Origin of the sequence: Bacillus haynesii (assembly GCF_014042035.1) — a bacterium.
Lineage (GTDB): Bacteria > Bacillota > Bacilli > Bacillales > Bacillaceae > Bacillus > Bacillus haynesii.
The window spans coordinates 133,810-160,106 of the sequence record NZ_CP059494.1 but is presented as its reverse complement, the minus strand read 5'-3'; the positions used below and the strand labels follow the sequence as shown (position 1 = coordinate 160,106).

The 26,297-nt window shown below is 47.4% G+C and carries 29 protein-coding genes and 2 other annotated features; of the genes, 5 read left to right on the top strand and 24 right to left on the bottom strand.

Annotated features, from left to right (window positions below; all coding sequences use genetic code 11):
• Positions 1 to 133 precede the first annotated feature (133 nt).
• The 4 genes from safA to nadB form a co-directional block, all read right to left on the bottom strand.
• Positions 134 to 1,189, bottom strand: a complete 1,056-nt coding sequence (gene safA / locus H2R00_RS00760) for a SafA/ExsA family spore coat assembly protein (RefSeq protein WP_154995833.1) — start codon at positions 1,187 to 1,189, stop codon at positions 134 to 136.
• Between the two features lie 115 nt (positions 1,190 to 1,304).
• The gene (nadA, locus tag H2R00_RS00755) at positions 1,305 to 2,414 is read right to left on the bottom strand and encodes a quinolinate synthase NadA (protein WP_182070286.1); all 1,110 of its coding nucleotides are present in this window, start codon (positions 2,412 to 2,414) and stop codon (positions 1,305 to 1,307) included.
• Between the two features lie 21 nt (positions 2,415 to 2,435).
• Positions 2,436 to 3,275 carry a carboxylating nicotinate-nucleotide diphosphorylase gene (gene nadC / locus H2R00_RS00750; protein WP_182070285.1) on the bottom strand — a complete coding sequence of 280 codons (840 nt, stop codon included), beginning with the start codon at positions 3,273 to 3,275 and terminating at the stop codon, positions 2,436 to 2,438.
• Positions 3,256 to 4,830 carry an L-aspartate oxidase gene (nadB, locus tag H2R00_RS00745; RefSeq protein WP_182070284.1) on the bottom strand — a complete coding sequence of 525 codons (1,575 nt, stop codon included), beginning with the start codon at positions 4,828 to 4,830 and terminating at the stop codon, positions 3,256 to 3,258. The genes nadC and nadB overlap by 20 nt, the downstream gene beginning before the upstream one ends.
• A 100-nt stretch (positions 4,831 to 4,930) precedes the next feature.
• Between nadB and H2R00_RS00740 the strand changes: the two genes are divergently transcribed.
• Together H2R00_RS00740 and H2R00_RS00735 are read left to right on the top strand one after the other, a co-directional pair.
• Complete coding sequence (locus H2R00_RS00740; protein WP_182070283.1) at positions 4,931 to 6,109, top strand: IscS subfamily cysteine desulfurase; 1,179 nt, start codon at positions 4,931 to 4,933, stop codon at positions 6,107 to 6,109.
• A complete protein-coding gene (locus tag H2R00_RS00735; protein WP_411802384.1) occupies positions 6,057 to 6,620 on the top strand; it encodes a transcription repressor NadR in 564 nt (187 codons plus the stop codon). The genes H2R00_RS00740 and H2R00_RS00735 overlap by 53 nt, the downstream gene beginning before the upstream one ends.
• A gap of 42 nt (positions 6,621 to 6,662) precedes the next feature.
• Here H2R00_RS00735 and pheA read toward each other — a convergent pair whose 3' ends face one another.
• The 9 genes from pheA to H2R00_RS00690 all read right to left on the bottom strand — a co-directional run bounded on the left by pheA (position 6,663) and on the right by H2R00_RS00690 (position 12,990).
• Complete coding sequence (pheA, locus tag H2R00_RS00730; RefSeq protein ID WP_182070997.1) at positions 6,663 to 7,514, bottom strand: prephenate dehydratase; 852 nt, start codon at positions 7,512 to 7,514, stop codon at positions 6,663 to 6,665.
• 27 nt (positions 7,515 to 7,541) lie between these two features.
• Positions 7,542 to 7,985: an ACT domain-containing protein gene (locus tag H2R00_RS00725; RefSeq protein WP_003184018.1), complete on the bottom strand. Its 444-nt coding sequence runs from the start codon at positions 7,983 to 7,985 to the stop codon at positions 7,542 to 7,544.
• A gap of 113 nt (positions 7,986 to 8,098) precedes the next feature.
• The gene (gene obgE, locus H2R00_RS00720) at positions 8,099 to 9,385 is read right to left on the bottom strand and encodes a GTPase ObgE (protein ID WP_043925402.1); all 1,287 of its coding nucleotides are present in this window, start codon (positions 9,383 to 9,385) and stop codon (positions 8,099 to 8,101) included.
• Positions 9,386 to 9,418: 33 nt separating this feature from the next.
• Positions 9,419 to 9,997: a sporulation initiation phosphotransferase B gene (locus H2R00_RS00715; RefSeq protein WP_154995847.1), complete on the bottom strand. Its 579-nt coding sequence runs from the start codon at positions 9,995 to 9,997 to the stop codon at positions 9,419 to 9,421.
• 225 nt (positions 9,998 to 10,222) lie between these two features.
• Complete coding sequence (gene rpmA / locus H2R00_RS00710; protein ID WP_003184023.1) at positions 10,223 to 10,504, bottom strand: 50S ribosomal protein L27; 282 nt, start codon at positions 10,502 to 10,504, stop codon at positions 10,223 to 10,225.
• Positions 10,505 to 10,516: 12 nt separating this feature from the next.
• Positions 10,517 to 10,858 (bottom strand): ribosomal-processing cysteine protease Prp, encoded by a 342-nt coding sequence (locus H2R00_RS00705; RefSeq protein ID WP_043925400.1) that lies wholly within the window; start codon positions 10,856 to 10,858, stop codon positions 10,517 to 10,519.
• Positions 10,859 to 10,870: 12 nt separating this feature from the next.
• On the bottom strand, positions 10,871 to 11,179 hold the full coding sequence (gene rplU / locus H2R00_RS00700; RefSeq protein WP_003184027.1) for a 50S ribosomal protein L21: 309 nt from the start codon (positions 11,177 to 11,179) through the stop codon (positions 10,871 to 10,873).
• Positions 11,180 to 11,191: 12 nt separating this feature from the next.
• Positions 11,192 to 11,266 (bottom strand) — a sequence feature (ribosomal protein L21 leader region).
• Between the two features lie 73 nt (positions 11,267 to 11,339).
• A complete protein-coding gene (locus H2R00_RS00695; RefSeq protein WP_182070282.1) occupies positions 11,340 to 12,206 on the bottom strand; it encodes a M50 family metallopeptidase in 867 nt (288 codons plus the stop codon).
• Positions 12,199 to 12,990, bottom strand: coding sequence for a M23 family metallopeptidase (locus tag H2R00_RS00690; protein WP_154995852.1), 792 nt, complete (start codon positions 12,988 to 12,990; stop codon positions 12,199 to 12,201). The genes H2R00_RS00695 and H2R00_RS00690 overlap by 8 nt, the downstream gene beginning before the upstream one ends.
• Before the next feature lie 145 nt (positions 12,991 to 13,135).
• Here H2R00_RS00690 and H2R00_RS00685 point away from each other — a divergent pair, with 145 nt between their 5' ends.
• A complete protein-coding gene (locus H2R00_RS00685) occupies positions 13,136 to 13,564 on the top strand; it encodes an SRPBCC family protein (RefSeq protein WP_182070281.1) in 429 nt (142 codons plus the stop codon).
• Positions 13,564 to 13,887 (top strand): ArsR/SmtB family transcription factor, encoded by a 324-nt coding sequence (locus H2R00_RS00680; protein ID WP_043925396.1) that lies wholly within the window; start codon positions 13,564 to 13,566, stop codon positions 13,885 to 13,887. The genes H2R00_RS00685 and H2R00_RS00680 overlap by 1 nt, the downstream gene beginning before the upstream one ends.
• Before the next feature lie 45 nt (positions 13,888 to 13,932).
• Here the strand turns inward: H2R00_RS00680 and minD are convergent, their stop codons facing one another.
• From minD to H2R00_RS00625, 11 genes are all read right to left on the bottom strand, one after another.
• Positions 13,933 to 14,739 (bottom strand): septum site-determining protein MinD, encoded by an 807-nt coding sequence (gene minD, locus H2R00_RS00675; protein ID WP_003184035.1) that lies wholly within the window; start codon positions 14,737 to 14,739, stop codon positions 13,933 to 13,935.
• A gap of 2 nt (positions 14,740 to 14,741) precedes the next feature.
• On the bottom strand, positions 14,742 to 15,422 hold the full coding sequence (gene minC / locus H2R00_RS00670) for a septum site-determining protein MinC (RefSeq protein ID WP_182070996.1): 681 nt from the start codon (positions 15,420 to 15,422) through the stop codon (positions 14,742 to 14,744).
• A 54-nt stretch (positions 15,423 to 15,476) separates the two neighbouring features.
• Positions 15,477 to 15,995: a rod shape-determining protein MreD gene (mreD, locus tag H2R00_RS00665; RefSeq protein WP_003184039.1), complete on the bottom strand. Its 519-nt coding sequence runs from the start codon at positions 15,993 to 15,995 to the stop codon at positions 15,477 to 15,479.
• Positions 15,992 to 16,900 (bottom strand): rod shape-determining protein MreC, encoded by a 909-nt coding sequence (gene mreC / locus H2R00_RS00660; protein ID WP_003184040.1) that lies wholly within the window; start codon positions 16,898 to 16,900, stop codon positions 15,992 to 15,994. The genes mreD and mreC overlap by 4 nt, the downstream gene beginning before the upstream one ends.
• Positions 16,901 to 16,930: 30 nt before the next feature.
• Positions 16,931 to 17,941, bottom strand: coding sequence for a rod shape-determining protein (locus H2R00_RS00655; RefSeq protein WP_003184042.1), 1,011 nt, complete (start codon positions 17,939 to 17,941; stop codon positions 16,931 to 16,933).
• An 87-nt stretch (positions 17,942 to 18,028) separates the two neighbouring features.
• A complete protein-coding gene (radC, locus tag H2R00_RS00650) occupies positions 18,029 to 18,703 on the bottom strand; it encodes a RadC family protein (RefSeq protein WP_154995853.1) in 675 nt (224 codons plus the stop codon).
• Positions 18,704 to 18,758: 55 nt separating this feature from the next.
• Complete coding sequence (locus tag H2R00_RS00645) at positions 18,759 to 19,331, bottom strand: Maf family protein (protein WP_154995854.1); 573 nt, start codon at positions 19,329 to 19,331, stop codon at positions 18,759 to 18,761.
• 152 nt (positions 19,332 to 19,483) lie between these two features.
• The gene (locus H2R00_RS00640; RefSeq protein WP_182070280.1) at positions 19,484 to 20,518 is read right to left on the bottom strand and encodes an SPOR domain-containing protein; all 1,035 of its coding nucleotides are present in this window, start codon (positions 20,516 to 20,518) and stop codon (positions 19,484 to 19,486) included.
• Positions 20,519 to 20,722: 204 nt separating this feature from the next.
• Positions 20,723 to 21,472, bottom strand: a complete 750-nt coding sequence (locus tag H2R00_RS00635; protein WP_154995856.1) for a prepilin peptidase — start codon at positions 21,470 to 21,472, stop codon at positions 20,723 to 20,725.
• A 150-nt stretch (positions 21,473 to 21,622) separates the two neighbouring features.
• The gene (locus H2R00_RS00630) at positions 21,623 to 22,921 is read right to left on the bottom strand and encodes a bifunctional folylpolyglutamate synthase/dihydrofolate synthase (RefSeq protein WP_280527941.1); all 1,299 of its coding nucleotides are present in this window, start codon (positions 22,919 to 22,921) and stop codon (positions 21,623 to 21,625) included.
• 81 nt (positions 22,922 to 23,002) lie between these two features.
• On the bottom strand, positions 23,003 to 25,645 hold the full coding sequence (locus H2R00_RS00625; protein ID WP_154995858.1) for a valine--tRNA ligase: 2,643 nt from the start codon (positions 25,643 to 25,645) through the stop codon (positions 23,003 to 23,005).
• Positions 25,646 to 25,704: 59 nt separating this feature from the next.
• Positions 25,705 to 25,935: a binding site (T-box leader), on the bottom strand.
• A 167-nt stretch (positions 25,936 to 26,102) separates the two neighbouring features.
• On the opposite strand from H2R00_RS00625, the gene H2R00_RS00620 reads away from it, so the two are divergent.
• Positions 26,103 to 26,294 carry a YszA family small membrane protein gene (locus H2R00_RS00620; RefSeq protein ID WP_020452457.1) on the top strand — a complete coding sequence of 64 codons (192 nt, stop codon included), beginning with the start codon at positions 26,103 to 26,105 and terminating at the stop codon, positions 26,292 to 26,294.
• The last annotated feature ends 3 nt before the right edge of the window (positions 26,295 to 26,297 follow it).

Below are 26,297 nucleotides of genomic sequence, written 5' to 3'. Positions count from 1 at the left end.
TACGCTCTTTTTTAGGATGTGCGGGATGCGAAGAGTTACCCTTGACAGTTATAGACAGTCCGTTAGAAAGCATGAAAATGTTTATAGCGGTCGACAATAAAAAAGGAACGATAGATCATCGTCCCATTCCGAATCAGTCTTCATCATCTTCCGGTCTGTTAAACATCTGTCCGCCTGCAGGCTGCTGCTGTCCGTATCCGCCCATACCGTACGGAGCTCCCATTTGCGGCATTTGTCCATATGGCGCCGCACCTGGAAAACCTCCCGGGAATTGGCCTGGCCCGCACCCGCAGTCATCTTCTTTGCCGTGTGCCATATTAGGATCGCCCGCGTGACCGACGTTTGGCGGTGCAAATCCCGGGAACTGCTGATAAGGCGCATATGCCGGAGCAGTCATCGGCTGATGATGATATCCGTGATGACCGGCATTGTCATGCCCCATGTTGTCATCACCGTCATATTCAGCAGGAGATACATAGCTAGGCTGATGCATGTAAGGCATATGAGCAGGATATGGATGCCAAGGGTGGCATAATCCCGATCCAGGCAGCACCGGTGAAACAGGAATCCAGCATCCTCCAGGATAGAACGGATAAGGATATGGATGGTGATGATATCCCGCTGCAGCTACATTCGGCATGCCGTGAAACTGCTTATTTTCATCACCTGCTGCACCGACATTTGGCGGCTGCGGAACATTCGGATAATTGACATTTTCCATATGATTCTCCTCCTCATTTGTCCATGGATTATACATGTTGGAGCCTTTCTCTTGATGTTCATAAGGTTTTGGAGGTACGTACGGCTGATGAAGCTGATTGACGCTTTGATAAAAATTCGATATGTCGCCTTCAGGCAAACTTGACTGCCCGATGTTCGGGACAGGCGGAACATAAGGAACCGAAGGCTTTTCTTTCGGTTTTATATCTTCAACATCAAGCTTGCTTTTCGGCTTTTCTTTTGCAAATGGATGTTCCTGCTGTTTTTTCGGTAATTCTTTTCGCATATTGAGCTGTTCTTCTTTTTTGACCGGCACTCCCCCTGACGGTACTTTGATTTTCATGCCCGGCATAATCAAGTCTGGATTGCTCAGCTGCGAATTCAGCTTTTTCAGTTCTTCAAAGTCCACTTCATATCTTTCCGCGATTTTTTCCAGAGAATCGCCCTTTTGGACAATATGAATTTTCAACGTTTTCCCCTCCTATGCAAAAACGTGAACGAACAGATGAGAATAACAAATATGCTTCTCCACAAATTTATGCGCATAGCGGAGGGGTTATGATAAAAACTTGTTCTCCAAAAAGCTAACGGGTCGTCAACATCCGATTCAGCGCTAGAATGGCATCTTTTGCGATATTTTGATCAACTTTGATCACGCCTGTCGGTTCACCTTTGTCAATCTGCTCCAGCGACCACAGCAAATGCGGCATGTCGATTCTGTTCATTGTCAAACAAGGGCACATATCAGGATTAAGGGATTCAATTTGTTTATCAGGATGTTCTTGAATGATGCGTGAAACAAGGTTCATCTCTGTTCCAACCGCCCATTTGCTCCCCGGTTTTGCTTCATTAATCGTGTCGATGATTTTTTTTGTAGACCCGCTGAAATCGCTGAGCGCGACGACTTCGTGGGTGCATTCCGGATGAACGATAACATTGATGTCCGGATCCCGCTCTTTAACGCTTTTGATATTCGCGACGGTAAATTTTTCGTGTACAGAGCAATGCCCCTTCCACAAAATGATTTTTATGTCTTCCAAATCGCCGTTATACTCAAGTTTTTCTGCAATTGGATCCCATACCGCCATCCTGCTGAGTGGAATGCCGAGGTCAAATGCCGTGTTGCGTCCCAAGTGCTGATCCGGAAGAAATAAAATCCTCTCCTTTTGCGATAGCGCCCATGTCAACATGCGGGCCGCATTTGAGGATGTCACGGCTGCTCCCCCGTTTCTTCCCACAAAAGCTTTGATTTCCGCTGTCGAATTGACATATGTGAGCGGAATGACCGTATCGCCAAACAGCTCTATCAGCTCTTCCCAGGCGCGGTTTGTCTGCTGCATGTTGGCCATATCGGCCATCGAACAGCCTGCACGCATGTCCGGCAAAACGACAATCTGTTCATCCGAAGTGAGCATATCGGCTGTTTCTGCCATAAAATGTACGCCGCAGAACACGATATATTCTGCTTTTTTATTTTTTTGGGCGACTTGTGCCAGCTGGAGCGAATCTCCCGTCGTGTCCGCAAATTGGATCACTTCGTCTTTTTGATAGTGGTGCCCAGGGATAAACAATCTTTCTCCGAATTTCTTTTTGATTTTCAAAATCCTTCCGGCCATTTCTTCTTCGGTCAATTCTTTATACAGCTCCGGCATCATGCCTGCGTTCCTGTCATGAATCAAATTTAAAATAGACATCTGTCACCTCTCCAATCCCGCTTATTTTTTCAGATCAACATTCATGCTGATATCAAGGCTTTTCGCCGAATGAGTCAAGTAGCCCAATGAAATACAGTGCACTCCTGTCCCCCTGTATGCGGGGAGATTTTCAAATGAAATTCCGCCTGAAGCTTCCGTAATAATGCCGGCGGGTGTCATTTCCGCAAATGCTTTCACCGTTTCAGGAGGGCAATTGTCAAACATAATGATATCGGCTCCAGCCGCAATCGCTTCATGGAGCTCTTGTTCAGACTCAATCTCCACTTCGATCTTGACCATATGGCCGCACGCTAACCGTGCTCTTTCAACCGCTTTTGAAATCGATCCGCAGGCGGCAATGTGGTTGTCTTTAATCATAATGCCGCCGTCCAAGCCAAAGCGGTGATTGCAGCCCCCGCCGGTTTTGACCGCGTATTTTTCAAGGACGCGCAGGCCCGGTGTCGTCTTTCTCGTATCACAAATCGCGATATCCGGATCATTCAGCCTGATCACGGACTGCTTTGTTAATGTGGCGATCCCCGACATTCTTTGGATGAGATTCAGCACGACCCGTTCGCCGGTCATGAGGGAAGCTGCACGACCTTTGAGCCGCGCGATCGTTTCCCCTTCATGAACCGCTTCGCCATCTGTTTTCAGCATTTGGACGGCGATCGTTTCATCAAGGAGCCGAAAGCCTTCCAGAATCACTAATTCTCCTGCAAACAAGCCGTCATCCTTTGCTGTGATGACAGCTTCACATTGTTGATTGTCATCAAAAACGGCTTCTGAAGTGAGATCCCCCCAGCCGATATCTTCCTTGAAAAATTCCTCAAGCATGTTCCTAAGCATGAACCGCTGCATATTTCACAATCCCTTCGTTTTGTCTCATCTTGATCCCGCCTTTTGTGTGAACGATTTGCTTGCCATGCCAGTTTTTATCATCTGGGATCGGGCAATCTGAACGGTAATGGCCGCCTCTGCTTTCTGTACGAAGCAGTGCTGAGGCTGTCATCTGTTTGGCAGTCTGCCATAAATGAGCTAATTCAAGCTGTTCTTTTGTGATTTTTTTCACATTTACGATTTGAACCGGCAATCGTTCAAGCCATTCTTTCACCTTCACCAATTCATCCTCCGTCCGCACGATCGATGCATGATCCGTCATTTGTTTCTGAATATCCTTCACATCTGTCAGAGGAACAGAATACGTCACATTCTCAGGCTGAGGAGATTGGCCTTTGACAGGCTCCGGTTTTTGACAAGTTTGAATCCGATCCGCCGCTCTCCTTCCGAAGACGATGCATTCCAAGAGAGAATTGCTTGCCAGACGGTTGGCGCCATGAAAGCCGGTGCATGCGGCTTCACCGATCACATAAAGGTTTGGAACGGCCGTTTCCCCCCATTTGTTCACAGAAACGCCCCCCATTAAAAAATGCATGCCCGGTGAAACCGGAATCCGGCCTTCTTCAATGGAAATTCCGGCTTTTTCGCAAAGAGAGGAAATCGTAGGGAAGCGGCTTTTAAAATTTGGTATACGAGAAATATCCAAAAATACGCTGTTTCCGCAGCCAAGCTTTTCGTGAATCGCGCGAGATACGACGTCCCGCGGCGCTAAATCCTGCAAGGGGTGAATGCCTTCCATCACCCGCTTTCCGCTTTCATCAACCAATACAGCACCTTCACCGCGCACCGCTTCTGAAACAAGCCCGTGTGCACGCCCGTCGTTGACGAGCAATGTAGGATGAAATTGAACGAATTCCAAATCTGCGAGCTCGGCTCCTGCCCGATACGCCAAAGAGATCGCATCGCTTGTCACAGAACGGTTATTTGTGTTGATTTGAAATAGATTTCCGCAGCCTCCTGCCGCCAGCACAACAAAGTCGGCTTTCCTGAGAAAAGTCTTTCCCTGGCGGTCTTTCGTCCAGACGCCACAACAGCGTCCGTCTTCAATCCATAAATCCGCCGCCATTTCGTATTCTTTCAGCACGACGTGAGGACCGAGCCGTCCGATTAAGTGCCGGATCAGCGCCTGTCCTGTTGCGTCTCCCCCGGCATGTAAAATTCTGTTCATCGAATGTGCACCTTCTTTTCCGAGGCTGAGCTTTCCAGATTCGTCAGTGTCAAAAGGGAAATGCTGAAGGATCAGCTCATCAACAAGGCGCTGTCCGTCTTTAATGGCATCTTGGACCGTTTCAATTTGGTTGTGGCCGCATCCGGCATACAACGTGTCGTCCGCATGAGCTGACCAGGAATCGCGAGGCAGTACAGCCGATGCAATTCCTCCCTGAGCAAGGGTTGAATTGCTGTCTTTTACAGATGCTTTTGTCATCACAATCACTTCATAAGACGGCGGAATGGATGCAGCAAAAGACAGCGCAGCGGCACCTGCTCCGACAACAATAATCGTCTGATGAGACATATCGACTCCCCCTGTGAATTTACATGTGTCTTGACACATATATTTACACATCGATAAAATAAACTCAAGTATTTTTTATAAAGAATGGGAGACGAGAGCCGTGATTTATCTTGATTATGCAGCGACGACACCGGTGTCAAAAGAAGCTTTGGACGCGTTTCAAAAACTGAGCACAGACGTGTACGGAAATTCGAGCAGCCTGCACGATGCGGGAGGGAAAGCCGAAAGCATTCTGCGTTACTGCCGCCAAAGGATGGCAGAACTTTTATCAGGTGAAGAAGAAGGCGTTTATTTTACGAGCGGCGGCACCGAAGCCAATTTTTTGGCGATTCACTCGATCTTAAATGGGCTCCCCGCCGGGAAGCAGCGTTTTTTAATGGCAGAAATGGAACATCAGTCGATCCACATTTTGAAACAGCATCTTGAGATGCTGGGGATTGAAGTCGACTTGATGAAGCCGAATGCTTCAGGCATCATCACAACGGAGATACTGGAACGGCACCTCCGCCCTGATACAGGTCTCGTCTCGATTCAGCATGCCAATTCAGAAACAGGCGTCATCCAGCCCCTGGCAAAGCTCTCGGCTTATCTGCATAAGCGGGATGTGCTCCTGCACAGCGACTGCGTACAAACATTTGCCAAGATTCCGGTCGGCGTTGATGATCTCGGCGCTGATGCCCTATCTGTCTCAAGCCATAAAGTATACGGCCCAAAAGGAGTTGGGGCTGTCTATATTCGGCCGGGTGTGAACTGGAAACCCGTCTACCCGGGCACTTTGCATGAAAACGGATTTAAGAGCGGCACCGTCAATGTCCCCGGAATCGGCGCTTTCATTACCGCTACCGAGTTGACAATAAACCGTATGGATGCCGCGTATCTCAAATATCAGGAGCTGCGCACCCGTTTTCTGGAAGGGGCAAAAACCCGGAAGCTCCCCGTCTCCCTTGCTGTGCCGGATTCGGTAAATTCTCATGTTCTGCCGCATATTATAGGTTGTTTTTTTCATTCCTTTGAAGGACAATATACTATGCTGGAATGTAATCGGAGAGGAATTTGCATTTCTACCGGAAGCGCGTGTTCTGCGGGCTATCATGAGCCTTCGAATACGATGAAAGCCCTTTTGATCCCAAGGGAGCTCGCGCTTCAATTCATTCGAATTTCGTTCGGATGCGATACGACAAGCGAACATGTTGATCAGCTGTTGGACGTTTTTGAAGATATGATGCATGAGAAAGGAGACCATCGGATTGGCAGACGGAATAAAACTTACGGGAGCTGAGCGGCGCCAGCAGCTGCTGGACTGGCTGAAGGAGTCTGAGGCTCCGCTGACAGGAAGCGAACTGGCGAAAAAAGCATCTGTTTCACGGCAGGTCATCGTACAGGACATTTCTTTATTAAAAGCAAAAAACGAACCGATCATCGCAACAAGCCAAGGATACATGTATTTGCGGTCGGCCCTCGGCAAAAAACAGCCGGTTCAGCGGATCATCGCCTGTGACCACGAGCCGGAAAAAACAGAAGAAGAACTGAATCTGATCGTCGACTTTGGCGTAACGGTGAAAGATGTAACGATTGAACATCCGGTCTACGGCGACTTAACAGCTTCGATCAGGGTCAGCACAAGAAAAGAAGTCTCGGATTTCGTCAAAAAAATCTCTTCGACAAACGCCGCTTATCTGTCTCAACTGACAAACGGCATCCATCTCCACACATTGGAGGCAGATGACGAAGAGAAGATCGAACAAGCTTGTGACGCCCTCCAAAAAGCGGGCATCCTCATTCCCGAATAAAGAAAAGGTCCTTTGCCGTTATCGACGCAAAGGACCTTTCTTTTATAGTGTATATGCATTGTAGGCTCCGAGCATTTTCACCTTGCAGCCCAAAGCTTCAAGCTCAGCTATTGCACCTGGAATCAGCACGTCGTCAAGTGCCATTTCAATATCAATAATGAAGAAATAATTGCCGAGACCGGTTTTTGTCGGCCGCGATTCAATTTTAGAAAGATTCAAATTTCTCCAGGCGAAAGCCGACAGCACCTGGTGGAGAGCCCCTGATCTGTCCGAAGGAAGGGTCACCAGCAAAGTCGTTTTCGGCCTTCCCTTCAGCTGAGGATTGACCGGCGGGGATGCCTCGTGATCCGGATGAAGCATCACAAATCTCGTGTGATTGTATTCATAGTCATGCACATCTCTTTTGACGATGTCTAATCCATACGTATCGGCTGCCATTTCATTGGCGATCACGCCGATGTTCTCGTCCGGATTTTCGCTCACGTATTTTGCAGCTGCTCCGGTGGATGTCGCATATTCAAACGGAATGGAGCAAAACTTGCTGTGCAAAAATTTATGGCATTGCGCGATGGCATGGGAATGGGAATAAACCTTCTGAATGTCTTCCCAAGCCTCTTTTCTCGTAGGATGCACAAGCAAATGCTGACGGATGGGAGCGGTGATTTCTCCGACAATATAAAGAGGCTGTTCGTGAATTAAGTAGTCTATTGTCAAATTCACCGATCCTTCAATCGCATTTTCAAGCGGGACGACAGCCAGATCGATCTCTCCGTTCATCGCCGCATCCATACAGGCGGGTATCGTGTTAAATGCCTGCTGGTCTGCATCTGAAAAGCAGGAGCAGACAGCAAGGTGCGTAAAAGTTGCTTCTGGACCTAAATAACCTACTCTCATACTCATGATATATGACATTCTCTCCCTTTAAGCGCCCGAACCTAGTATTTCGACCTTTTCTACGAATTCCAGCTTTCTTAATTTGTTCATCAGCAAATCGATATTCTCATCCATTCCTCTCGTACTGACAGACAGCGTGACATTCGCTCTTCCTTGAAGAGGGATGGTCTGGTGGATCGACAGCACATTGCAGCCCGATTCAGCTACCACTTGCAGCAGATGGGACAGCGTTCCCGAACGGTCCTCCAAATGAAAAAAAAGCGTGATAATCTGTTCCTTGACCATCGTATAAAAAGGAAAAACCGCATCTCTATACTTGTAAAAAGCGCTTCGGCTCAAATCTACCTTTTGGACGGCTTCAGCTACAGATTCCGCTTTTTTCCGCTCAATCAGCTTTTTGACCTCAAGTGTTTTCCGCATTGCCTCCGGCAGCACGTCTTCCCTGACAAGATAAAAGGTCTCCTCTTTCACAGACTTTTCTCTCCTTTTAAAAACCCTGATTCCTTTACATTGATCCAGCGAAAGGAAAGGTGTTCCTTTCAGCTAAAAGTCGGAGAGCTTGCTTGGCAAACTCTCCGGTATGATCAGTCGATAAATTCAAATTCAAATTCGAGAAGACGGATCGTATCCCCGTCTTTCGCACCGCGGGCCCGAAGCGCATCATCAACGCCCATTCCGCGAAGCTGTCTGGCAAAACGCTTAACAGACTCGTCTCTTGAAAAATCCGTCATTTTAAATAAGCGTTCAAGCTTGGCTCCGCTGAGCACGAAGGTGCCGTCAGGATCACGGCTGATCTCAAACGGCGCTTCCTCATCCTCAAGCTTATACATGACTCTGTTTTCAGCCATGTCTTCCTCGTCGTAGAGCGGGAATTCCGGCGTCGTTTCCAAACGGTCGGCAATTTCAAACAGCAGATCCCTCAAGCCTTGTCTGGTCACCGCACTGATTGGAAAAACAGGGTAATCATCTGTAAGCTTTTCTTTGAAAGCCTTCAGATTTTCTTCCGCATCCGGCATATCCATTTTATTGGCGACAATAATTTGAGGACGTTCTGTCAGCCTCAGATTATACTGTTCAAGCTCTTTATTGATGGTCACATAATCTTCATACGGGTCGCGCCCTTCAAGACCCGACATGTCAATCACGTGGACGATGACGCGCGTTCTTTCGATATGCCTGAGGAATTGGTGTCCGAGGCCAACTCCTTCGTGCGCCCCCTCAATCAGTCCCGGAAGATCCGCCATTACAAAGCTGCGTCCGTCTTCCGTTTCGACCATTCCGAGATTCGGATTCAGCGTTGTAAAGTGGTAATCGGCAATTTTCGGCTTGGCCGAAGACACGACAGACAGGAGTGTTGATTTTCCGACGCTTGGGAAACCGACAAGACCGACATCGGCCAAAACTTTCAGCTCGAGAACGATATAGCGCTCCTTGCCGGGTTCGCCGTTTTCAGAAAGCTGCGGCGCCGGGTTGGCAGGCGTCGCAAAACGGGTATTGCCCCGTCCGCCGCGTCCTCCTTTTGCGATGACGGCTTCCTGTCCGTGCTCCGTTAGATCAGCGATGACCTGCTTTGTATCATCGTCAATGACAACAGTGCCGGGCGGGACTTTTACAACCATGTCTTCGGCATTTCGGCCGTGCTGGTTTTTAGACATGCCGTGTTCTCCGCGCACTGCCTTAAAATGTCTTTGATATCTAAAATCCATCAGCGTGCTGAGACCTTCGTCAACTTTGAAAACGACGTCTCCGCCTTTTCCGCCATCACCTCCGGCAGGGCCTCCTTTTGGCACATATTTTTCGCGGCGGAAAGCAACCATACCGTTGCCTCCGTCTCCGCCTTTTACGTATATTTTTACCTGATCAACAAACATAATGTCCTCCGTTCTATTCCTAAAAAAACCGCGTTACTTGATATGAATTTCGGCGATGCACTCCCGGTCTGTTACATCAAACCGCTTGATTTCATAAAAGTCGGCCAGTGAATGATGAAAGTCTTTGATACCGGTCAGCTTTGTGAATACGCCGTGGAAATCCAGAAAGATGACGAGGCGGTCGTCCGCACCGTCCGTCTGCAGCGTGATCGTCAGATGATTGTCGCTGCCTTTCAAAACGGCATCGTCAAAAATCCCAAACAGCTTTCTGACGAGAACGACGAGCTTCTCTTCATAAGCTGACAAATCCCTGACCTGACCGATCACCTCATATTCAAGCGTCAGCGAATGGGCCATCCAGTTAAATGTAAGCAGCTCATACGCCGCACGCGGGATTTTAAGGTTTGAAAGCTTTGATTCATGCTGAGCTTCGATGACCACTTCATCAATAATTTCAAATACGCGGTCATACTTTTTTAATGTTAAGTTTCCTTTAATCAATTGCAGTTTATTCATCCAGTCGTGCCTTGAGTGGCTGAGCAGATGGATAAGCTCATGTGTCAAAGCCTTATCATCCATATTCTTTTCTTGTTTTTTCGAAGTTTCTTCCATTTTGGCACTCCCAATCGTTTGTTCTCTCTTTTAGGAGTCTGATTCAGTTTGTACTTTGAATTATAACAGAGAAGGCAGTATAAATGAAACACGTTTATATGCTTTAACGAAGCAGAATCAGAGCGGAAACCCGGCCTTGTTCAGGCGGCGGGAAGGTGTTTTAAGCAAGTCATGGTGCTGTATGTAAAAAACTCCGGTCATAACGACCGGAGTTTCGTTTAAAGGTTAGGCTACAGGATATACGCTCACTTTTTTGCGGTTACGGCCGAAACGTTCGAATTTAACAGTTCCGTCGACTTTTGCATATAGAGTGTCATCTCCGCCGCGCCCAACGTTTTCACCTGGATAGATTTTTGTTCCGCGCTGACGATAAAGGATGGAACCGCCAGATACGAATTGACCGTCTGCACGTTTAGCACCTAGGCGCTTCGCCTCAGAGTCACGTCCGTTCTTCGTTGAACCTACTCCTTTTTTAGATGCAAAAAACTGAAGATCTAATCTTAGCATGTAGCTCACCTCCTATATTTTGTTCGTCGTTACTTTTAAGTAACCTTTGTAGTCTCGTTCGATCGTTTCAAGGGAGACGATCATGCCTTCGAGAAGGAGCTGCGCCTTTTCAAAAGCCTCCCGATCCGTACCGTCCGGGAATCCGAAAGATAAAAATCCGCCGTCTTCCCCGAGGTCAATGACCGGCTCAATGCCTGTCAGCTTCATTACGGCATTGACGGCTCCAAAGGCGACCGCCGATGCCCCTGCACAAACGAGATCCTGACCATGTTCAGCAAAATTCGCATGTCCCGACATTTCAAAGCCTAGGATGTCTTTGTTCGATCGGGATCTGGTAACCTTTGCATGAATCATATCATACACGCCTTAAGCGTTGATTTTTTCGATTACAACTTTAGTGTAAGGTTGACGATGACCTTGTTTTTTATGTTGGTTTTTCTTCGGTTTGTACTTAAATACGGTAATTTTTTTAGCGCGGCCTTGTTTTTCAACTTTGCCTGTTACCGTAGCACCTTCAACCGTAGGGCTGCCAACTTTAACATTTTCACCGCCGACAAACAATACGTTGTCAAAAGTAACTGTTTCGCCGGCTTCAGCAGCAAGCTTTTCGACGTATACAGTTTGGCCTTCTTCAACTTTGATTTGTTTTCCGCCTGTTTGAATAATTGCGTACATCTCTGCACCTCCTAATAAACTAAGACTCGCCAGTCACAGGGGGCTAAGAAAGCACTTAACACCTGTGCTGAGCGGTTGTAGCACGGGTGCTACATCCATAACATTAAAAAATATACCAGAAAAGAGCCCGAGTGTCAATGTCTTTTAGAAGGATGGACGGTCAATAAACCAAAAGCAGATCTTCCATGGAGGAAGTCGTGCGCTTGTCTGTAAAATAAGCGTGGAGAACTTCGTTTTCATCCAGCTGGCTCAGTTTTTGTCCGTCCTTCTCAATAATGATCGGGTGTTTGCAGCCCCTCTTAAACATGAGCATGACCTCATAAATCTGCTGTTCGGCGCACACCGTGATCGGTGCGAGGCGCCGCACTTCCCTCTCCTTTCCATAGTAACGCTCAAGCAAAAAACGGATATGGGTGTAATGCCGATTGCGATATTCCTGGTAAAGGGATGCAGCCAAAAATACGAGGAGCACCCAAGCGCTCAGCTGTGACGGGGAAACCAACAAAATCGCCGCGATTAGAACAGCGCAGCAAAAGCACGACACAGTCAGCATCATCCGCTGCGCTTTCTGATATGGAAGGCGTTTTGAAAACAGCAGAAACAGCAGCTTCCCGCCATCAAGCGGCCAAACCGGAAACAGATTAATCAAGAGAATGGTCAGATTGTAAAAGGTAAACGTTTCAAATATATGAGGGCTGACGAGCGAATTGACCGCCAAAAGCCAGGCTGCAAATTGAAGCCAAATGTGCTGAACAGGCCCCGCGGCGATGACGGCTAGCTCTTCCTTTAACGGTCTGTTGCCATGTTCATCGACTTCCAGCGTTCCTCCAAAAGGCAGCAGGAAAATACCTTTAATTCTCCATGAAAAATAAACGGCAGCAGCAGCGTGGCCAAGCTCGTGGATTAAAATAATGATCATTAAACAAAACAGCGCTTTAATATGTCCTGTCATGATACCGATTGCCATGACAAGCCACAGCAGCGGATGAATGTGAAGCTTGGTGAAGAGCTCCGTCCATTTATTCAAATGTGATCACCTGTATCGGGTCGACAAATTCCTCTCCTTGTTTGATCGCAAAGTAATAGACGCCTTTTTGATTTTTATCCTGCTCAATCGTTCCGAGCTTCGTTCCTTTATCTATAAAATCGTATAAAGCGACATCCGCTTTTTTCAGCTGGCCGTAGTAGGTATAGCTGTTGTCCGCATGCTGCAGGACCACCGTCAGGCCTGTTTCCGGATTTTTGTCCACTTCAATGACATAGCCTTCCTTCATGCTGCGGATCGTTTCGTCTTCTGTTTCTACCTTAATGCCCTGGCCTGAGAATTTCTCCTGAACCTTTCCCATGGCAGGTACAGCGAGATCCTGATTCACCTCGACCTGGCCGGACGGTTTGGCGCCTTTCGGTTGAAAGAATGCGAGGGGATCGCCGAACTTGGATTCATACCAATTCTGGAGGGCCGCAAATTGGAACTCTTCAGTAAACACCTGGCTGATGACCGGTTTGATTTGGTTTGCGGGTTCAAACTGGCCTTTGTAGGCAATGGCGGACACAAGAACAAGGCATGCCGACAGAAGACATTTCATGATGAGCGCATCCGCCTTGACAAGCGGGTGCTTCCCGTTTATCAGCAGGGAGCTTCCTTCAGGCGGAGAAAAGTCTCCTCCCTTTTCATCTTCCGAAAAGGCTGTCCATGCAGGCGGCTTGACCGGCCGGTTTTTGCCGTCTGACGAAAAGAGCTGTTTGTCCGGCGTCTTCCGCTTTCTTTTTCTGGCCATTCTTTTTCGAATCTCATCTGCTCTATGACTCATAACCCTCATCCTTTACATTCAGGTTCGTTTGTTCAATGATATGCCTTGTCCCAAGGGATTATGACGGAACATTGACATAAAACCAAATGGTTTCATATAATAGATAGGAAACCATTTGGTTTTACTTTTTTTCAGGAGGTCTATTATGAGCAATCAACAAGTGCCTGATATACATAAACAGGCTGTTTTTCACGCATCGATAGAAAAAGTGTGGGAGGCCGTCGCCACCAGTGAAGGCATCGCCGTCTGGTTTATGCCAAATGATTTCCGCCCGGAGATCGGCTGTGAATTCACTCTGCAGTCTCCGTTCGGCCCCTCCCCGTGCAAAGTGATCGAGCTTGAAGCGCCGCACCGGCTCGCTTTCAGCTGGGATACGTCGGGATGGATCGTCACATTTGAATTGAAAGAGCTATCTGCAGAAAAAACCGAATTTACCCTGATTCATTCAGGATGGGGCGCGCCGGAAGAAACGGTTTCAAAAGCGGGAGAAAAGCAAGCGGATGTCCGCAAGCGGATGAATGGCGGCTGGGAAACGATCGTCAATCAAAAGCTGCGTCAGGCAGTTGAAGGCTAGTGACATCATCCGCTGTAAAACACGATGTGTTCCAAGCTGTTTCCGATCCCTCTCGGCGAAAGATGCTGAAGCTCCTTGCCGGCAGGGAACTGCCTGTAACAGATATCAGCAGCCATTTCCCGATGAGCCGGACGGCTGTTTCAAAGCATCTAAGAATTTTGTCCGAAGCCGGGCTTGTCAGCGGGAGAAAAGCGGGCAGAGAAAAACTGTACAGGCTTCATCCCGAACCTCTCGCCGAGCTGCAGCAGTGGCTCGCCTATTTCGACATGTATTGGGACAATAAGCTTTCCTTGTTAAAGCACAAAGTCGAAAACGATCAATGAAACTGCGAAAAAAGCAATCTCGCTTTGGAGATTGCTTTTTTGCAGTTAAGCGCGTACGCCGAAAAATGATTTAATCTTTGCGAAAACGCCTTTATTTTCTTCTTCAAACGACTGTAAAGGCACAGATTCGCCCAGCACGCGGCGGGCGATGTTCCGGTATGCGATTGAAGCTTTATTGTTCGGATCCATGACGACAGGCTCTCCGTTATTGGAAGCTTTAATCACTTCGTCATCATCTGCAACAATACCGATCAGTTCGATCGACAAATGCTGAATGACTTCATCAACATCCAGCGTATCGCCGTTTTTCATTAAGTGGTTGCGGATCCGGTTGACGACAAGTCTCGGCGGCTCAATATTTTCTTCTTTTTCAAGCAGGCCGATGATCCGGTCAGCGTCACGAACAGCGGAGATTTCCGGTGTTGTCACGACAATCGCTTTGTCTGCGCCCGAGACCGCATTTTTATAACCTTGCTCAATCCCTGCAGGGCAGTCAATGACAATGTAGTCGAAGTCTTGTTTGAGCTGCTGAATCAGCTTGACCATCTGTTCGGGCAAAACAGCCGACTTATCGCTTGTCTGGGCGGCCGGCAGCAAATAAAGCAAATCATCGAAGCGCTTATCTTTTACAAGCGCCTGATGGATTTTGCATCGTTCCTCAACGACATCCACCAAATCATATATGATTCTATTTTCAAGGCCCATGACGACATCTAGATTGCGCAGGCCGATATCCGTGTCAACGAGACATACCCGTTTCCCCAAAATGGCCAAGGCGGTGCCAAGATTTGCGGATGTCGTCGTTTTGCCTACTCCGCCTTTCCCCGAGGTTATTACGATAGCTTCACCCAATTTTACATTCCTCCCTCAAGCCTTGTTAAACTAGGTCTTAAATGAGCTAATTGCTGAAGGCGGTCAATGACCATATTCTCATTTTCATCTAAATAAGCACATTCCATGTCGTTCCCTTCTTGGATGTGGTCTGGGGAGCGATTGAGCACATGATTGATACGCAATTGAGTCGGTCTCATATCCGAAGCCGCAATAACAGCTCGTTTATTTCCATTAAAACCGGCGTGGGCAATCCCTCTTAATGAGCCGAGGATGAAAATATTCCCTCCGGCTTTCACCATTCCTCCCGGATTCACATCCCCAATGAGAAGCAAATCACCCTCCGTTTCGAGGACTTGCCCTGAACGGACTATTTTAGCGACAGAAATGATTTCGCTTTCCGTTTTTAAGCGGTTTGCTTCATCTTTGGTCATGACTTCACTTTCAATGGAGTGGATGAACAGATTTTGTTTCTCAGTGATCACATCGGTCAGGATCTGTTCTTGCTCCTCGGTCACATAGCGGTGGCCGAGCTTAACGAGAACACTGATTTTCTGGCCTTTTCCATCCATATAATGTTCGAGTGACAGCATATCCTGAAGACCGTACAATAATTCTTCAAAAGAGCATGTGTCATCAAGATGAAGCGTCAATCCATTTTTCGTTCCTTTAATTGTTACGTATTGCTGCTTTTGGGTCTTCACGGTGTTCACCTCAACATCATACTCTTTTCGACATCGGCTCATAAAATCCTCTTTTTACTCATTCCTCAGCTCTTTCTTAAGACTGGTAAAAAACCATTTGAACGGGTAAATGAGTAAAAGGCCGCCAACCGCGTTCAGCGCAAGCGTGGGCAGGAGCCTGCCGAGCACAAATTGATGGAACGGCATGATTTCCGGACGTATCAGCATCTGCACGCCATATTGGTAGAATTCAAGAACACAGACGGCGAGCAGCGAAATAAAAATGACGACCAGCGCGTTTGTCTGCAATACTTTGAACGCTTTTGACGATAAATAGCAAATACCGGCAAAACCGAACATATATACACCTAAAAGGTCGGTGTAATTAATATCATATAACAGTCCGAAAATAAATCCATATGTAATGGCAAAAGGCTGATTGACATAAGCCGTCATAAAAACTAAGACAAGCAGCAGAAAACGCGGAATGAGCTGCTGTTCTTCCGTCACAAAAGGCAAGTTGACAAAATCCGCATAGACGCTGTCAGATACTAAAACAAACATCATGACGACGGGAAGAAGGAAGCGTTTCACGAACCTTCCTCCTCATCGTCCATCTTGTCGACATCCACCGTATCAAGCGTTCTGTCGACGACGATGACGTTATCAAGGTTATACATATCGGCTGCCGGTTCTACATAAGCGATTTTCGTCAAGCCGTAGGAATCGGGTTCAACCTCTGTCACTTTTCCGATCGTCAGGCCTTTCGGAAAAACGCCGCCCGCACCGGAAGTTTCGACGAGGTCTCCTTTTTTCACTTCCCTGTCTTCATCAGGCTCAATGATTTCCATGGAAAGCGCCTTTTTATCGGAGTCGTAGCCGTTGATGATTCCGTTCACCGTTTTCTTGCCTTTATCTGCAGCGATAACCGTAGAAATTCTGTTGTTTCTGTCTGTTGCGCTTAAAAGCTGGACGGTGGAAGTGAAATTGTTCACTTTTGTGCTTTTGATTTTTCCGATCAAGTTGCCGTTTTCATCTGTGACTGCCATATCCTTTTCAACGCCGTGCTTAGAACCTTTGTTAATCGTGATCAGGTTCCACCACTCATATTTATCGGGATTTCTGGCGATAACGGTTGCCAGAATCGGCGTGTAGTCTTTAATTGATTTCAAATGGCCGAGCTCTTTTCTTAAAGACTTATTTTCATTTTCAAGCTCTTGCAGCTTTGCCTCGTATTGCGTCTGGCCGTCGAGCTTTTTCCGCAGGCGCTCATTTTCGCTGTACGTATTTTTTAAGTCTTCGATATTTTCAAAGAAGCCCGCAAAAAATTGAGCGGGCGTATGAAAAATCGTCTGGAATACACCAGTTGTATCGCCAATAAATTTTTCGGGCCAAGTTGCATTCCGGTCATTCTTTAACGAAAATCCAATCATTGCCACTAAAATGATGATACAAAGGAGTAAAAGCATCAACCGTTTATTCGTAAAAAACTGCGGCATGATTATACACCTCTTCTATTCCCTGTGTCCTTAATTTTTGCCTTTAAATAGATGAATTTGCTCAAGAGCTTTACCTGTTCCGATCGCTACACAGTCAAGAGGGTCTTCCGCAATTAAAACCGGCATTTTCGTTTCTTCGCTGATGACTTTGTCCAGGTGGCGAAGCAGTGCACCGCCTCCCGTCAGGACGATTCCGCGGTCCATAATATCAGCCGCGAGTTCAGGCGGAGTTTTTTCAAGCGTATTTTTTACGGCATCGACAATTGCAGTCACAGTGTCGCGAAGCGCCGCTGTAATTTCTTTTTCAGTGATTTCAATCGTTTTCGGCAGACCTGTTAAAAGGTCGCGGCCGCGGATTTCCATGCTTTCTCCGTTTTCAGAAGCTTCGGCAGAACCGATTTCAAGTTTGATCGCTTCCGCAGTACGGTCACCGATCATCAAGTTATATGTTTTTCTAATATAAGTAATGATTGCTTCATCCATTTCATCTCCGGCAACGCGGATAGACTGGGATGTGACGATGCCACCGAGGGAAATAATTGCGACTTCGGTCGTTCCGCCGCCGATGTCGACCACCATGCTTCCAGTCGGCTCCCAAACAGGAAGGTTGGCACCGATCGCGGCTGCAAACGGTTCTTCAATCGGATATGCATCTCTCGCTCCGGCCTGGCGCGTGGCGTCGATTACCGCACGCTGCTCAACCGCCGTAATTCCCGACGGGACACAGACCATGACATACGGCTTTCTCGCAAATAAGCCTTTGTTTTTAACAGCTTTGCTAATATAATGTTTCATCATTGTCGCTGTTGTTTCATAATCAGCGATTACGCCATCCTTCATCGGGCGGAGGGCAACGACATTGCCGGGCGTACGTCCGATCATGTTTTTCGCATCATTTCCGACTGCAACGATCTGTTTTGTATCTGTTTGCAGTGCAACGACAGAAGGCTCCCTGACGACAATTCCTTTACCTTTCACAAAAACAAGCGTATTCGCCGTTCCTAAATCTATTCCAAGGTCTCTCGCACCAATTCCAAACATTTGTATGTATCTTCCTTTCTTAAAACAATATTCCTAAGCAAAAACCCATAAATTCTATTATAGCTTAATTTAATGAAAAAAAAAGTGTTACAAATATCCTTTTTCTTTTAAGCTCACAAATTTTTGATCACCGATGATGATATGATCGAGCAATTCGATTCCAAGCAGCTGTCCGGACTCGTGAAGGCGCTGTGTAACTTCTATATCTTCGCGGCTCGGAGCCGGATCTCCGGACGGGTGATTGTGAACGCAGATGAATGAAGCTGCGGAGCGCTTTAAAGCTTCTTTAAACACTTCTCTCGGATGGACGATTGAAGAGTTCAAGCTTCCTATAAAAACCGTGCGCTTGTGAATCACCTGGTTTTTTGTGTTGAGATACAGGCATACGAAGTGCTCCTGAGACAAAAAACGCATATCCCCCATTAAAAAATTGGCCGCATCTTCGGGAAAACGGATCACATAACGGTCTTTGCAAGCCAGGCTGTGAATGCGCCGGCCCAGTTCAAGCGCCGCCAAAATCTGCACGGCTTTTGCGCGGCCGATCCCGGAAATGCTGGAAAGCTCCTCTGCTGATGCTTCTTTTAACAAACGGAGGCCGTCAAACGTTTGAAGCAGCCGGCTTGAAAGCTGAAGAACCGATTCTTTTTTCGTCCCGGTCCTGAGCAGTATCGCAAGCAGTTCATGGTTTGACAAACTTTCGGCGCCTATGTTGAGAAGGCGCTCCCGAGGCCTTTCTTCATCAGGAAAATCCCTTAATTTCAATGGCAGATTGCTTATGATAAACCCTCCCTTTTGATTCCCTTCTCGTTTGGGTTCATCAAAAGGAGTGGAGATCAAACGTTTTCAGCATTCTCATCGTTTTGGAAATCGGAAGGCCCACAACTGTATAATAGTCTCCTTTTATCTGTTTGACAAAAAGCGCGCCTTTTCCTTGTATTCCGTATGAACCGGCTTTATCAAACGGTTCTCCCGTAGCGATGTAAGCGCTGATTTCCTTTTCTTCAAGAGGCCAAAAAGAAACTTCGGTTTCTTCAAAAAATGTTTCGCATCTCTCGCCGTCCTTAATGCAGACGCCGGTGAGCACTGAATGGGTCTGTCCCGAAAGCATGCTCAGCATCCTTTCTGCATCCTCGGCATCTTTGGGCTTGCCCAAATAAGCCCCTTCATAAAAAACAATGGTGTCGGCGCCAAGCACGACGGCATCAGGATATTGTTCGGCTACTGCACGCACTTTTTGTTCCGCCAACCATTTGACGTTTTCTGCTGGTGAAAAGTTTCGAATTAATTTTTCTTCCGCGTTGCTCGTAATGATGCTATACGGAATCTGCAGGAGATCGAGGAGTTCCTTTCTGCGGGGTGATTGTGAAGCCAATATGAGCTGTCGAGTCATAAGAAGCCATCCTTTCAAAGGTTTTTGCATAGGAAAAAAAGATACCTGTTTTATCCTACCAAAAGAACGCCGCCGCCACAATTTCAGAAAAATAACTTTTTAATGACAAAAATCGCGAAAATAAAAAACCAGCACGTCTGCTGGTTTTTTATTTATTTAATTTGGCTCAGCAATAGCTGCTGGCTCTTCCAGCCGTTGGCTGCGGTCGGTTTCTCCAGCAGGTTGACGGCTTCCAGTATGCTCTTCTTTATCTCTTCAGACTCACCTTTTGATTGGGCGCCGTCAAGTTCAGCTTTGACACCGGCTATGTTTTGAGATGTAACCTCCGCGCCGAGAATCGCTTTGGCCGACAGCTCAGCCGCTTCTTTAAAAGGCTCAAGCAAACCGGGCTCGAGTGCAACCGGAAGCTCTTTTCCGCCCCACGCCTCAAGATCGTTTTCGATTAATATTTTGCCAAGCTCAGATGTCATCTGCTTTTCCCCCGTTATTCCGGCGATCACATAAAATCCGTCGTCCTTGGCAATCGAAACGGCGGCATACCCCTTGTCTGCGATTTGAGAGGCCAGCGTCTCCGCTCCTTCTTTAGATGAAAACTTGCCGGCCTGAACGGCAAAGCTGTTAAAAGATTCTCCCGCTTGTCCGCTATTTTTTTCTCCGCTCTTTTTCTCATCAGCATCGGAGTCACCGGCTTTAACCGTCTGCCCGTTTTCCGCATCCGCACCCAGGCTGCCGGAAGCCGGCACCCCTTCTTTATGGGTTGCGAGATTCAGCGCAAACAGCCCGAGTCCCGTACCGAGCAAAACAGCAAAGATAATGGTCGCAGCAAAGCGTTTCACAGGATACGTAAGGGACGTTTTCGTTTTTCGGTTGTTTTTGGCTTCGTTTTTCTTTTGATAAGGCGCCACCACTTTAGGATCGTCTTTATACACGGTTTCTTCTTCATCTGGAGGCGTCCATGTAAATTCACTTGTTTCTGGTGTGCCGTCCTCTTTTGAAGCCGATATTTCCCGTTCTGCCTTTCTTTTTTCTTCCCAGTTCGAAAAGGTGAACTTCTTTTCTTCATTTCTGTTGGAAAACTCTTTTTCATTTCCGTAGATGGTCTCTTCTCTGCCGTTGATCATCACTTTAAGCGGGTCTTCCTGGGGCGCTTTTTTAGCTGAGTTTTTCTTGCTTTTCCGTTTTTTCATATGCTTCCCTCGCTTTCCGTTTATTGTTTTATATTGAGATTAGGCGGCAGGTTGGCCGCTCTCTATACGATCGGCAGAGGGAAGCCAAAAGGAAGGAGGAGTTCTCCAAAAGGCTGTCCCTCTTATTGTCCACACTTTATCACAGCCTCAAAAAAAAAGAACAAGACTTTTGTCGTCTTGCCCAAAAAGGTTTCGTCAAATTTTTCACCACCATGCCGTTTGAAGGTACCACTCGATCATTGGATCACCATAGAAACAGCTCGTCAGCGTCCCGATCAGAATTGCGGGAGCAAACGGCATGGGTTCATTTTTCTTCAGCTTGCCTGCCAGCAGTGCAATAAGCCCTAGCACCGTTCCTGCGGCTGCCGAGAGGAAAAAAGCGAGAATGAGGAGGTGGCTGCCGAGCGCCATGCCGATCACCGCAAACAGCTTTACGTCTCCCCAGCCGATTCCCCCTTTCGTCAAAAGCAGCGTCAAGAGAGGCAGCATACCGCCGGCAAACGCACCGCTCAAACCGGAATGCCACTGTTCGAGGGGAACAAGGAACCGGCCGACGGCAAAGACAAGCAGGAAAAAACAAAGAACAGCATCCGGAATGACCATATGTGTCACATCAGATACAAAGACGATCAAAAGCAGGGAAATAAGAGCAAGCACAATCACCAGTTCCCCTTGATGCCCAATGTGCATGCCGGCAAACGCAAACAGGTTGGCGGCGGAAAGCTCAACTGCCGGATACACGATCGATACCGGGGTTTGACACCCTTTGCATCTCCCCAGCTGCATCAAATAGGACAAAACCGGTATTAGTTCCGAGAAACCCAGCTGCCTGTTGCAGACCCGGCAGAGAGAACGCGGAGCAATCAATGATATCTTTTCAGGAATGCGGCGCCCGGCCGAATTAAAAAAGGAACCGAGCACCAAACCTGCCGTAAAAAGGTAAAAGATGAACATCACTATCAGCCTCGCAGAATCAAATTTAACCGCTTCATGGGAAAGAGCGGCTTCCTGAGGCTGTTATTTTAGCAAATATGAAGTGCCTCCGCTTTTCATAAAACATAAAAATGCGCCGTCAGCCGATGGCCAAAAGCGCATTTTTATGTTTTATTCAGTTAAAGCTGCCCTGACGGCGGAAATAAAGTAAAGCGACCCGGTAATAACGACCACCGCTTTTTCATCTTCAGCTTGTTCTTCGATATAGCGGAAAACAGAGCCGATGTCTTCATCAAATGTTTTATGATCAGCGGTACTTTGCTCAAATAGCTTTTGAGCGGATTCCGCCCTCGGGAAATCAAAGGATGTGAAGTGAATCGATGACGCGAACGACTCGATTTTGCGGATCATGTCTCTGTACGGCTTATCTTTGAGAGCGCTGAAGCATACGTGAATATTCCGCCCGTCGAAGTGGGACGTGATCGTCTCGGCCAGCCGTTCCACCCCTTCTTTGTTATGAGCGCCGTCAATATAAACGAGAGGCCTGTTCAATACCTTCTCAAACCGGCCTGGCCATCCCGCGTTACGAATGCCGCGTTTCAGCTCTTCTTCGCCGATGGCCGCATGTTTTTCGGCCGTCAGCCATTCGGCCGCAAGTATTGCTAAAGACGCGTTTTGGCGCTGATGGGTGCCGATCAGGCTTGTTTCAATTCTTTCATAATGATGTAACGGTGTTTTCAGCGAAAACTGCTCACCATCAGGCAGTGAACGCTCGCCGTACAGCTCGCAATCCTCGTGAAGGGATATAAAAGCAGATTCTGTCTCCATCGCCTTTTGCTTTATCACCTCAGCTGCTTCATGCTGATGAACGGCTGTGATAACAGGTACGCCGCGTTTGATGATCCCCGCCTTTTCTGCGGCAATCTCTTTCAATGTACTGCCTAATATCGCCGTATGGTCATGGCCGATCGAAGTAATGACCGTTAACATCGGCTTCACGACGTTTGTCGAATCCAAACGGCCACCTAATCCCGTTTCAAAAATAACAAAATCGGTGCTCCGGTATTTAGCAAAATATAAAAATGCGCATGCCGTAATAATTTCAAATTCGGTGGCGGCTCCGAATTCGGTTTTTTCAAGCTCAAAGACGAGAGGCCCGACCTCATTAAAGAGCGCCGTCCATTCTTCGTCTGAGATCGGTACGCCGTCAACGCTGATTCGTTCGTTAAAGGTGATGATATACGGTGATGTGAAGGTGCCTGCTGTATAACCGGCTTCATTTAATACCGAACGGAGAAAAGCGATCGTTGAACCTTTTCCGTTTGTACCGGCGACATGAACCGCATTGAGCTTTTTCTCGGGGTGCCCGAGCTTTCTCAGCAGCCATTCCATTCGTTCCAAACCCGGCTTCACGCCGAATTTAAGCCTTCCGTTAATCCAGCTGAGTGCTTCATCAAACGTTTTGAACAAGCGCATTCCTTCCCTTCAATTGATGAAGGTGTTTTCCAGCGACTGTGAACGACCTGGAAAACACCTCCTTTTTTCGTGTTATTAGTTTTTCAATTCGGCAATTCTTTTTTCTACAGCTTCACGTTTTGCCGTATAATCGGCTTCTTTCGCCCGCTCTTCTTCAATGACATGTGCAGGTGCTTTTTTCATAAATCCTTCATTGCTTAATTTCTTCTGAACCCGTTCTACTTCCTTCGTCAGCTTATCGAGTTCTTTTTGAAGGCGGCTGATTTCTTCCTCAATGTTAATCAGACCTTCGAGCGGCAAGATCAGCTCGGCGCCGGATACAACAGCGGTCATCGCTTTATCAACCGCTTGGATATCCGTTCCGATTTGAAGAAGGCTCGGATTCGTAAAGCGTTCCACGTACGAACGGTTTTCTTCAAGCCGTTCGGCGATTTCCGGCGTGCTTGTTTTAATATAAAGCTCAATCTGCTTGCTGAGCGGCGTGTTGACTTCGCTGCGGATGTTCCGCACGGCGCGGATGACTTCAACGAGAAGCTTCATATCCGCCGCGGCCTCGGTGTCCGTATATTCTTTGACGGCTTCAGGCCACTTGGCGACTGTAATGGATTCCCCTTCGTGAGGAAGGTGCTGCCAAATCTCCTCCGTCAGGAAAGGCATAAACGGATGCAGAAGGCGCATCGTTTGATCCAGCACATACGCTAAAATGGAGCGGGTTGTCTTCTTCGCCGCTTCATCTTCACCGTAAAGCGGAAGTTTCGCCATTTCGATGTACCAGTCACAGAAATCATCCCAGATAAAATTGTAGAGATGGCGGCCAACCTCGCCGAATTCGTACTTGTCAGCCAGCTGTGTCACGGTTTCAATCGTTTCATTCAACCTTGTTAAAATCCACTTATCGGCAACAGATTTTTCACCTGACAGATCAAGCTCTTCATATGTCATGCCGTCCATGTTCATCAGGGCGAATCTTGATGCGTTCCAAATCTTGTTCGCAAAATTCCATGTCGACTCCACTTTTTCAAAGCTGAAGCGTAAATCCTGCCCCGGAGAGCTTCCTGTCGCAAGGAAGTAGCGCAGTGAATCCGCTCCATACTTGTCGATCACATCCATCGGATCGACGCCGTTTCCGAGCGATTTGCTCATTTTGCGGCCCTGATCGTCGCGGATGAGTCCGTGAATCAAGACATCTTTAAACGGACGTTCTCCGGTAAATTCAATACCTTGGAAGATCATTCTGGATACCCAGAAGAAAATAATATCGTATCCTGTGACAAGGACGTTCGTCGGATAGTAGCGCTTGAAATCTTCCTCATCGATATCAGGCCAGCCCATCGTTGAAAACGGCCAAAGAGCGGAACTGAACCATGTATCAAGAACGTCTTTGTCCTGCTCCCAGTTTTCAGCATCTTCCGGCGCTTCAACGCCGACATAGATTTCACCCGTTTCTTTATGGTACCACGCCGGAATCCGGTGGCCCCACCAGAGCTGGCGGGAAATGCACCAGTCGCGGATATTTTCCATCCAGTGCAGATACGTTTTTTCAAAACGGTCAGGGACGAAGTTGACTTTTCCTTCGCTTTTTTGCAATTCGATGGCGGCATCGGCAAGTGGCTGCATTTGCACGAACCACTGCGTTGACAAGTACGGCTCAACGACTGCTCCGCTGCGTTCGCTGTGGCCGACCGAATGCGTATGTTCTTCAATCTTGAACAGCACGCCCTCTTCCTGAAGATCTTTCACGATCTGCTTGCGGCATTCAAAACGGTCCATGCCTTTATATTGAAGCGCATTGTCATTCATCGTGCCGTCTTCATTCATGACAAGAATGCGTTCAAGGTTGTGGCGGTTTCCGATTTCAAAGTCGTTCGGATCATGGGCAGGCGTAATTTTAACGGCGCCTGAACCGAATTCCATATCGACGTAGTCGTCTCCGACAATCGGAATTTCTCTTCCCGTGATCGGCAGAATGACCGTTTTTCCGATTAGGTGTTTGTACCGCTCGTCTTCCGGATGTACCGCAACCGCTGTATCGCCGAGCATCGTTTCCGGACGGGTCGTCGCAATTTCAATCGAGCCTGAACCGTCTTTCAGCGGATAGCGCATATGATAAAACGCACCTTGTACGTCTTTATAGATGACTTCGATGTCAGACAGAGCCGTTTTAGTGGCCGGATCCCAGTTAATGATATATTCTCCGCGGTAAATCAGCCCTTTTTCATAAAGCTTTACAAATACTTCGCGCACCGCTTTAGAAAGCCCTTCATCAAGGGTGAACCGCTCCCTTGAATAGTCGAGGCCGAGGCCGAGTTTTGCCCATTGGCTTCGAATAAAATCGGCATATTCCTCTTTCCATTTCCATGTTTCTTCGAGGAATTTTTCGCGTCCGAGATCATAGCGTGTTTTTCCTTCTTCACGAAGCTTCGCTTCTACTTTTGCCTGAGTTGCAATACCGGCGTGATCCATACCCGGCAGCCAGAGCACGTCATAGCCCTGCATCCGTTTCATTCTTGTCACGATATCCTGCAAGGTGGAATCCCAAGCATGCCCCAAATGCAGCTTACCCGTCACATTCGGCGGGGGAATGACAACGGTATACGGTTCTTTTTCAGGATCGTTTTTCGCTTCGAAAAATTTGCCGTTCACCCAATAGTCGTATCTGTCTTTTTCAACTGCAGACGGATCGTATTTTGTCGGCATCGTCAGTTCTTGATTATCCATTTTCAAACCTCCAACAGTATTAAACGGCTGAACAATAAAAAAAGCCCTCTTGATCCTGTTAAAAGGACGAAGAGAACTCTCTCGCGGTACCACCTTTTTTCATGAATGCGAAAAACGCATTCACGCACTTAAATGGGATAACGGGACTTTCCCGAATTTCTCTACTTTTCTTTCGAGAAATTACGCTCCTGGGCGACCTTCCAAAAAAGACTGACTGGGAGCCTTTCAGCGAACCGGCTTCCCTCTCTGCAAGCGTCTGTTTTTGTACTCTTCCCATTCAAAGCGGGTGATCATTGACTTTTCAGCACGTACTTTTTCTTTTTCTTATATTACTAAATCTTTTTCATTTTCGTCAATCATCTTTTCCGTTTTTCTCTTGTTTTATACGAGACTGGGCCATGCACACAAGCTCCTTTTCCTCATATGATGCTGTAACGAAAAGGAGAGGAGGCATAAGATGCGAAAAAAATTCAACACACATTCATTCCAGCCGTGGCTGAAGCAAGTCAGACTTGTTGCTGTTCAAGTCGTCCTCCCGATCACGATCTTCCAGGGTATCCGCACGATCATCTTTCCTACCACATTTGATGTCCTCCTTTTGGGCATTCTCATATTCCTTGCGTGCGCCTTTCACCTTGACTGGATATAAGCA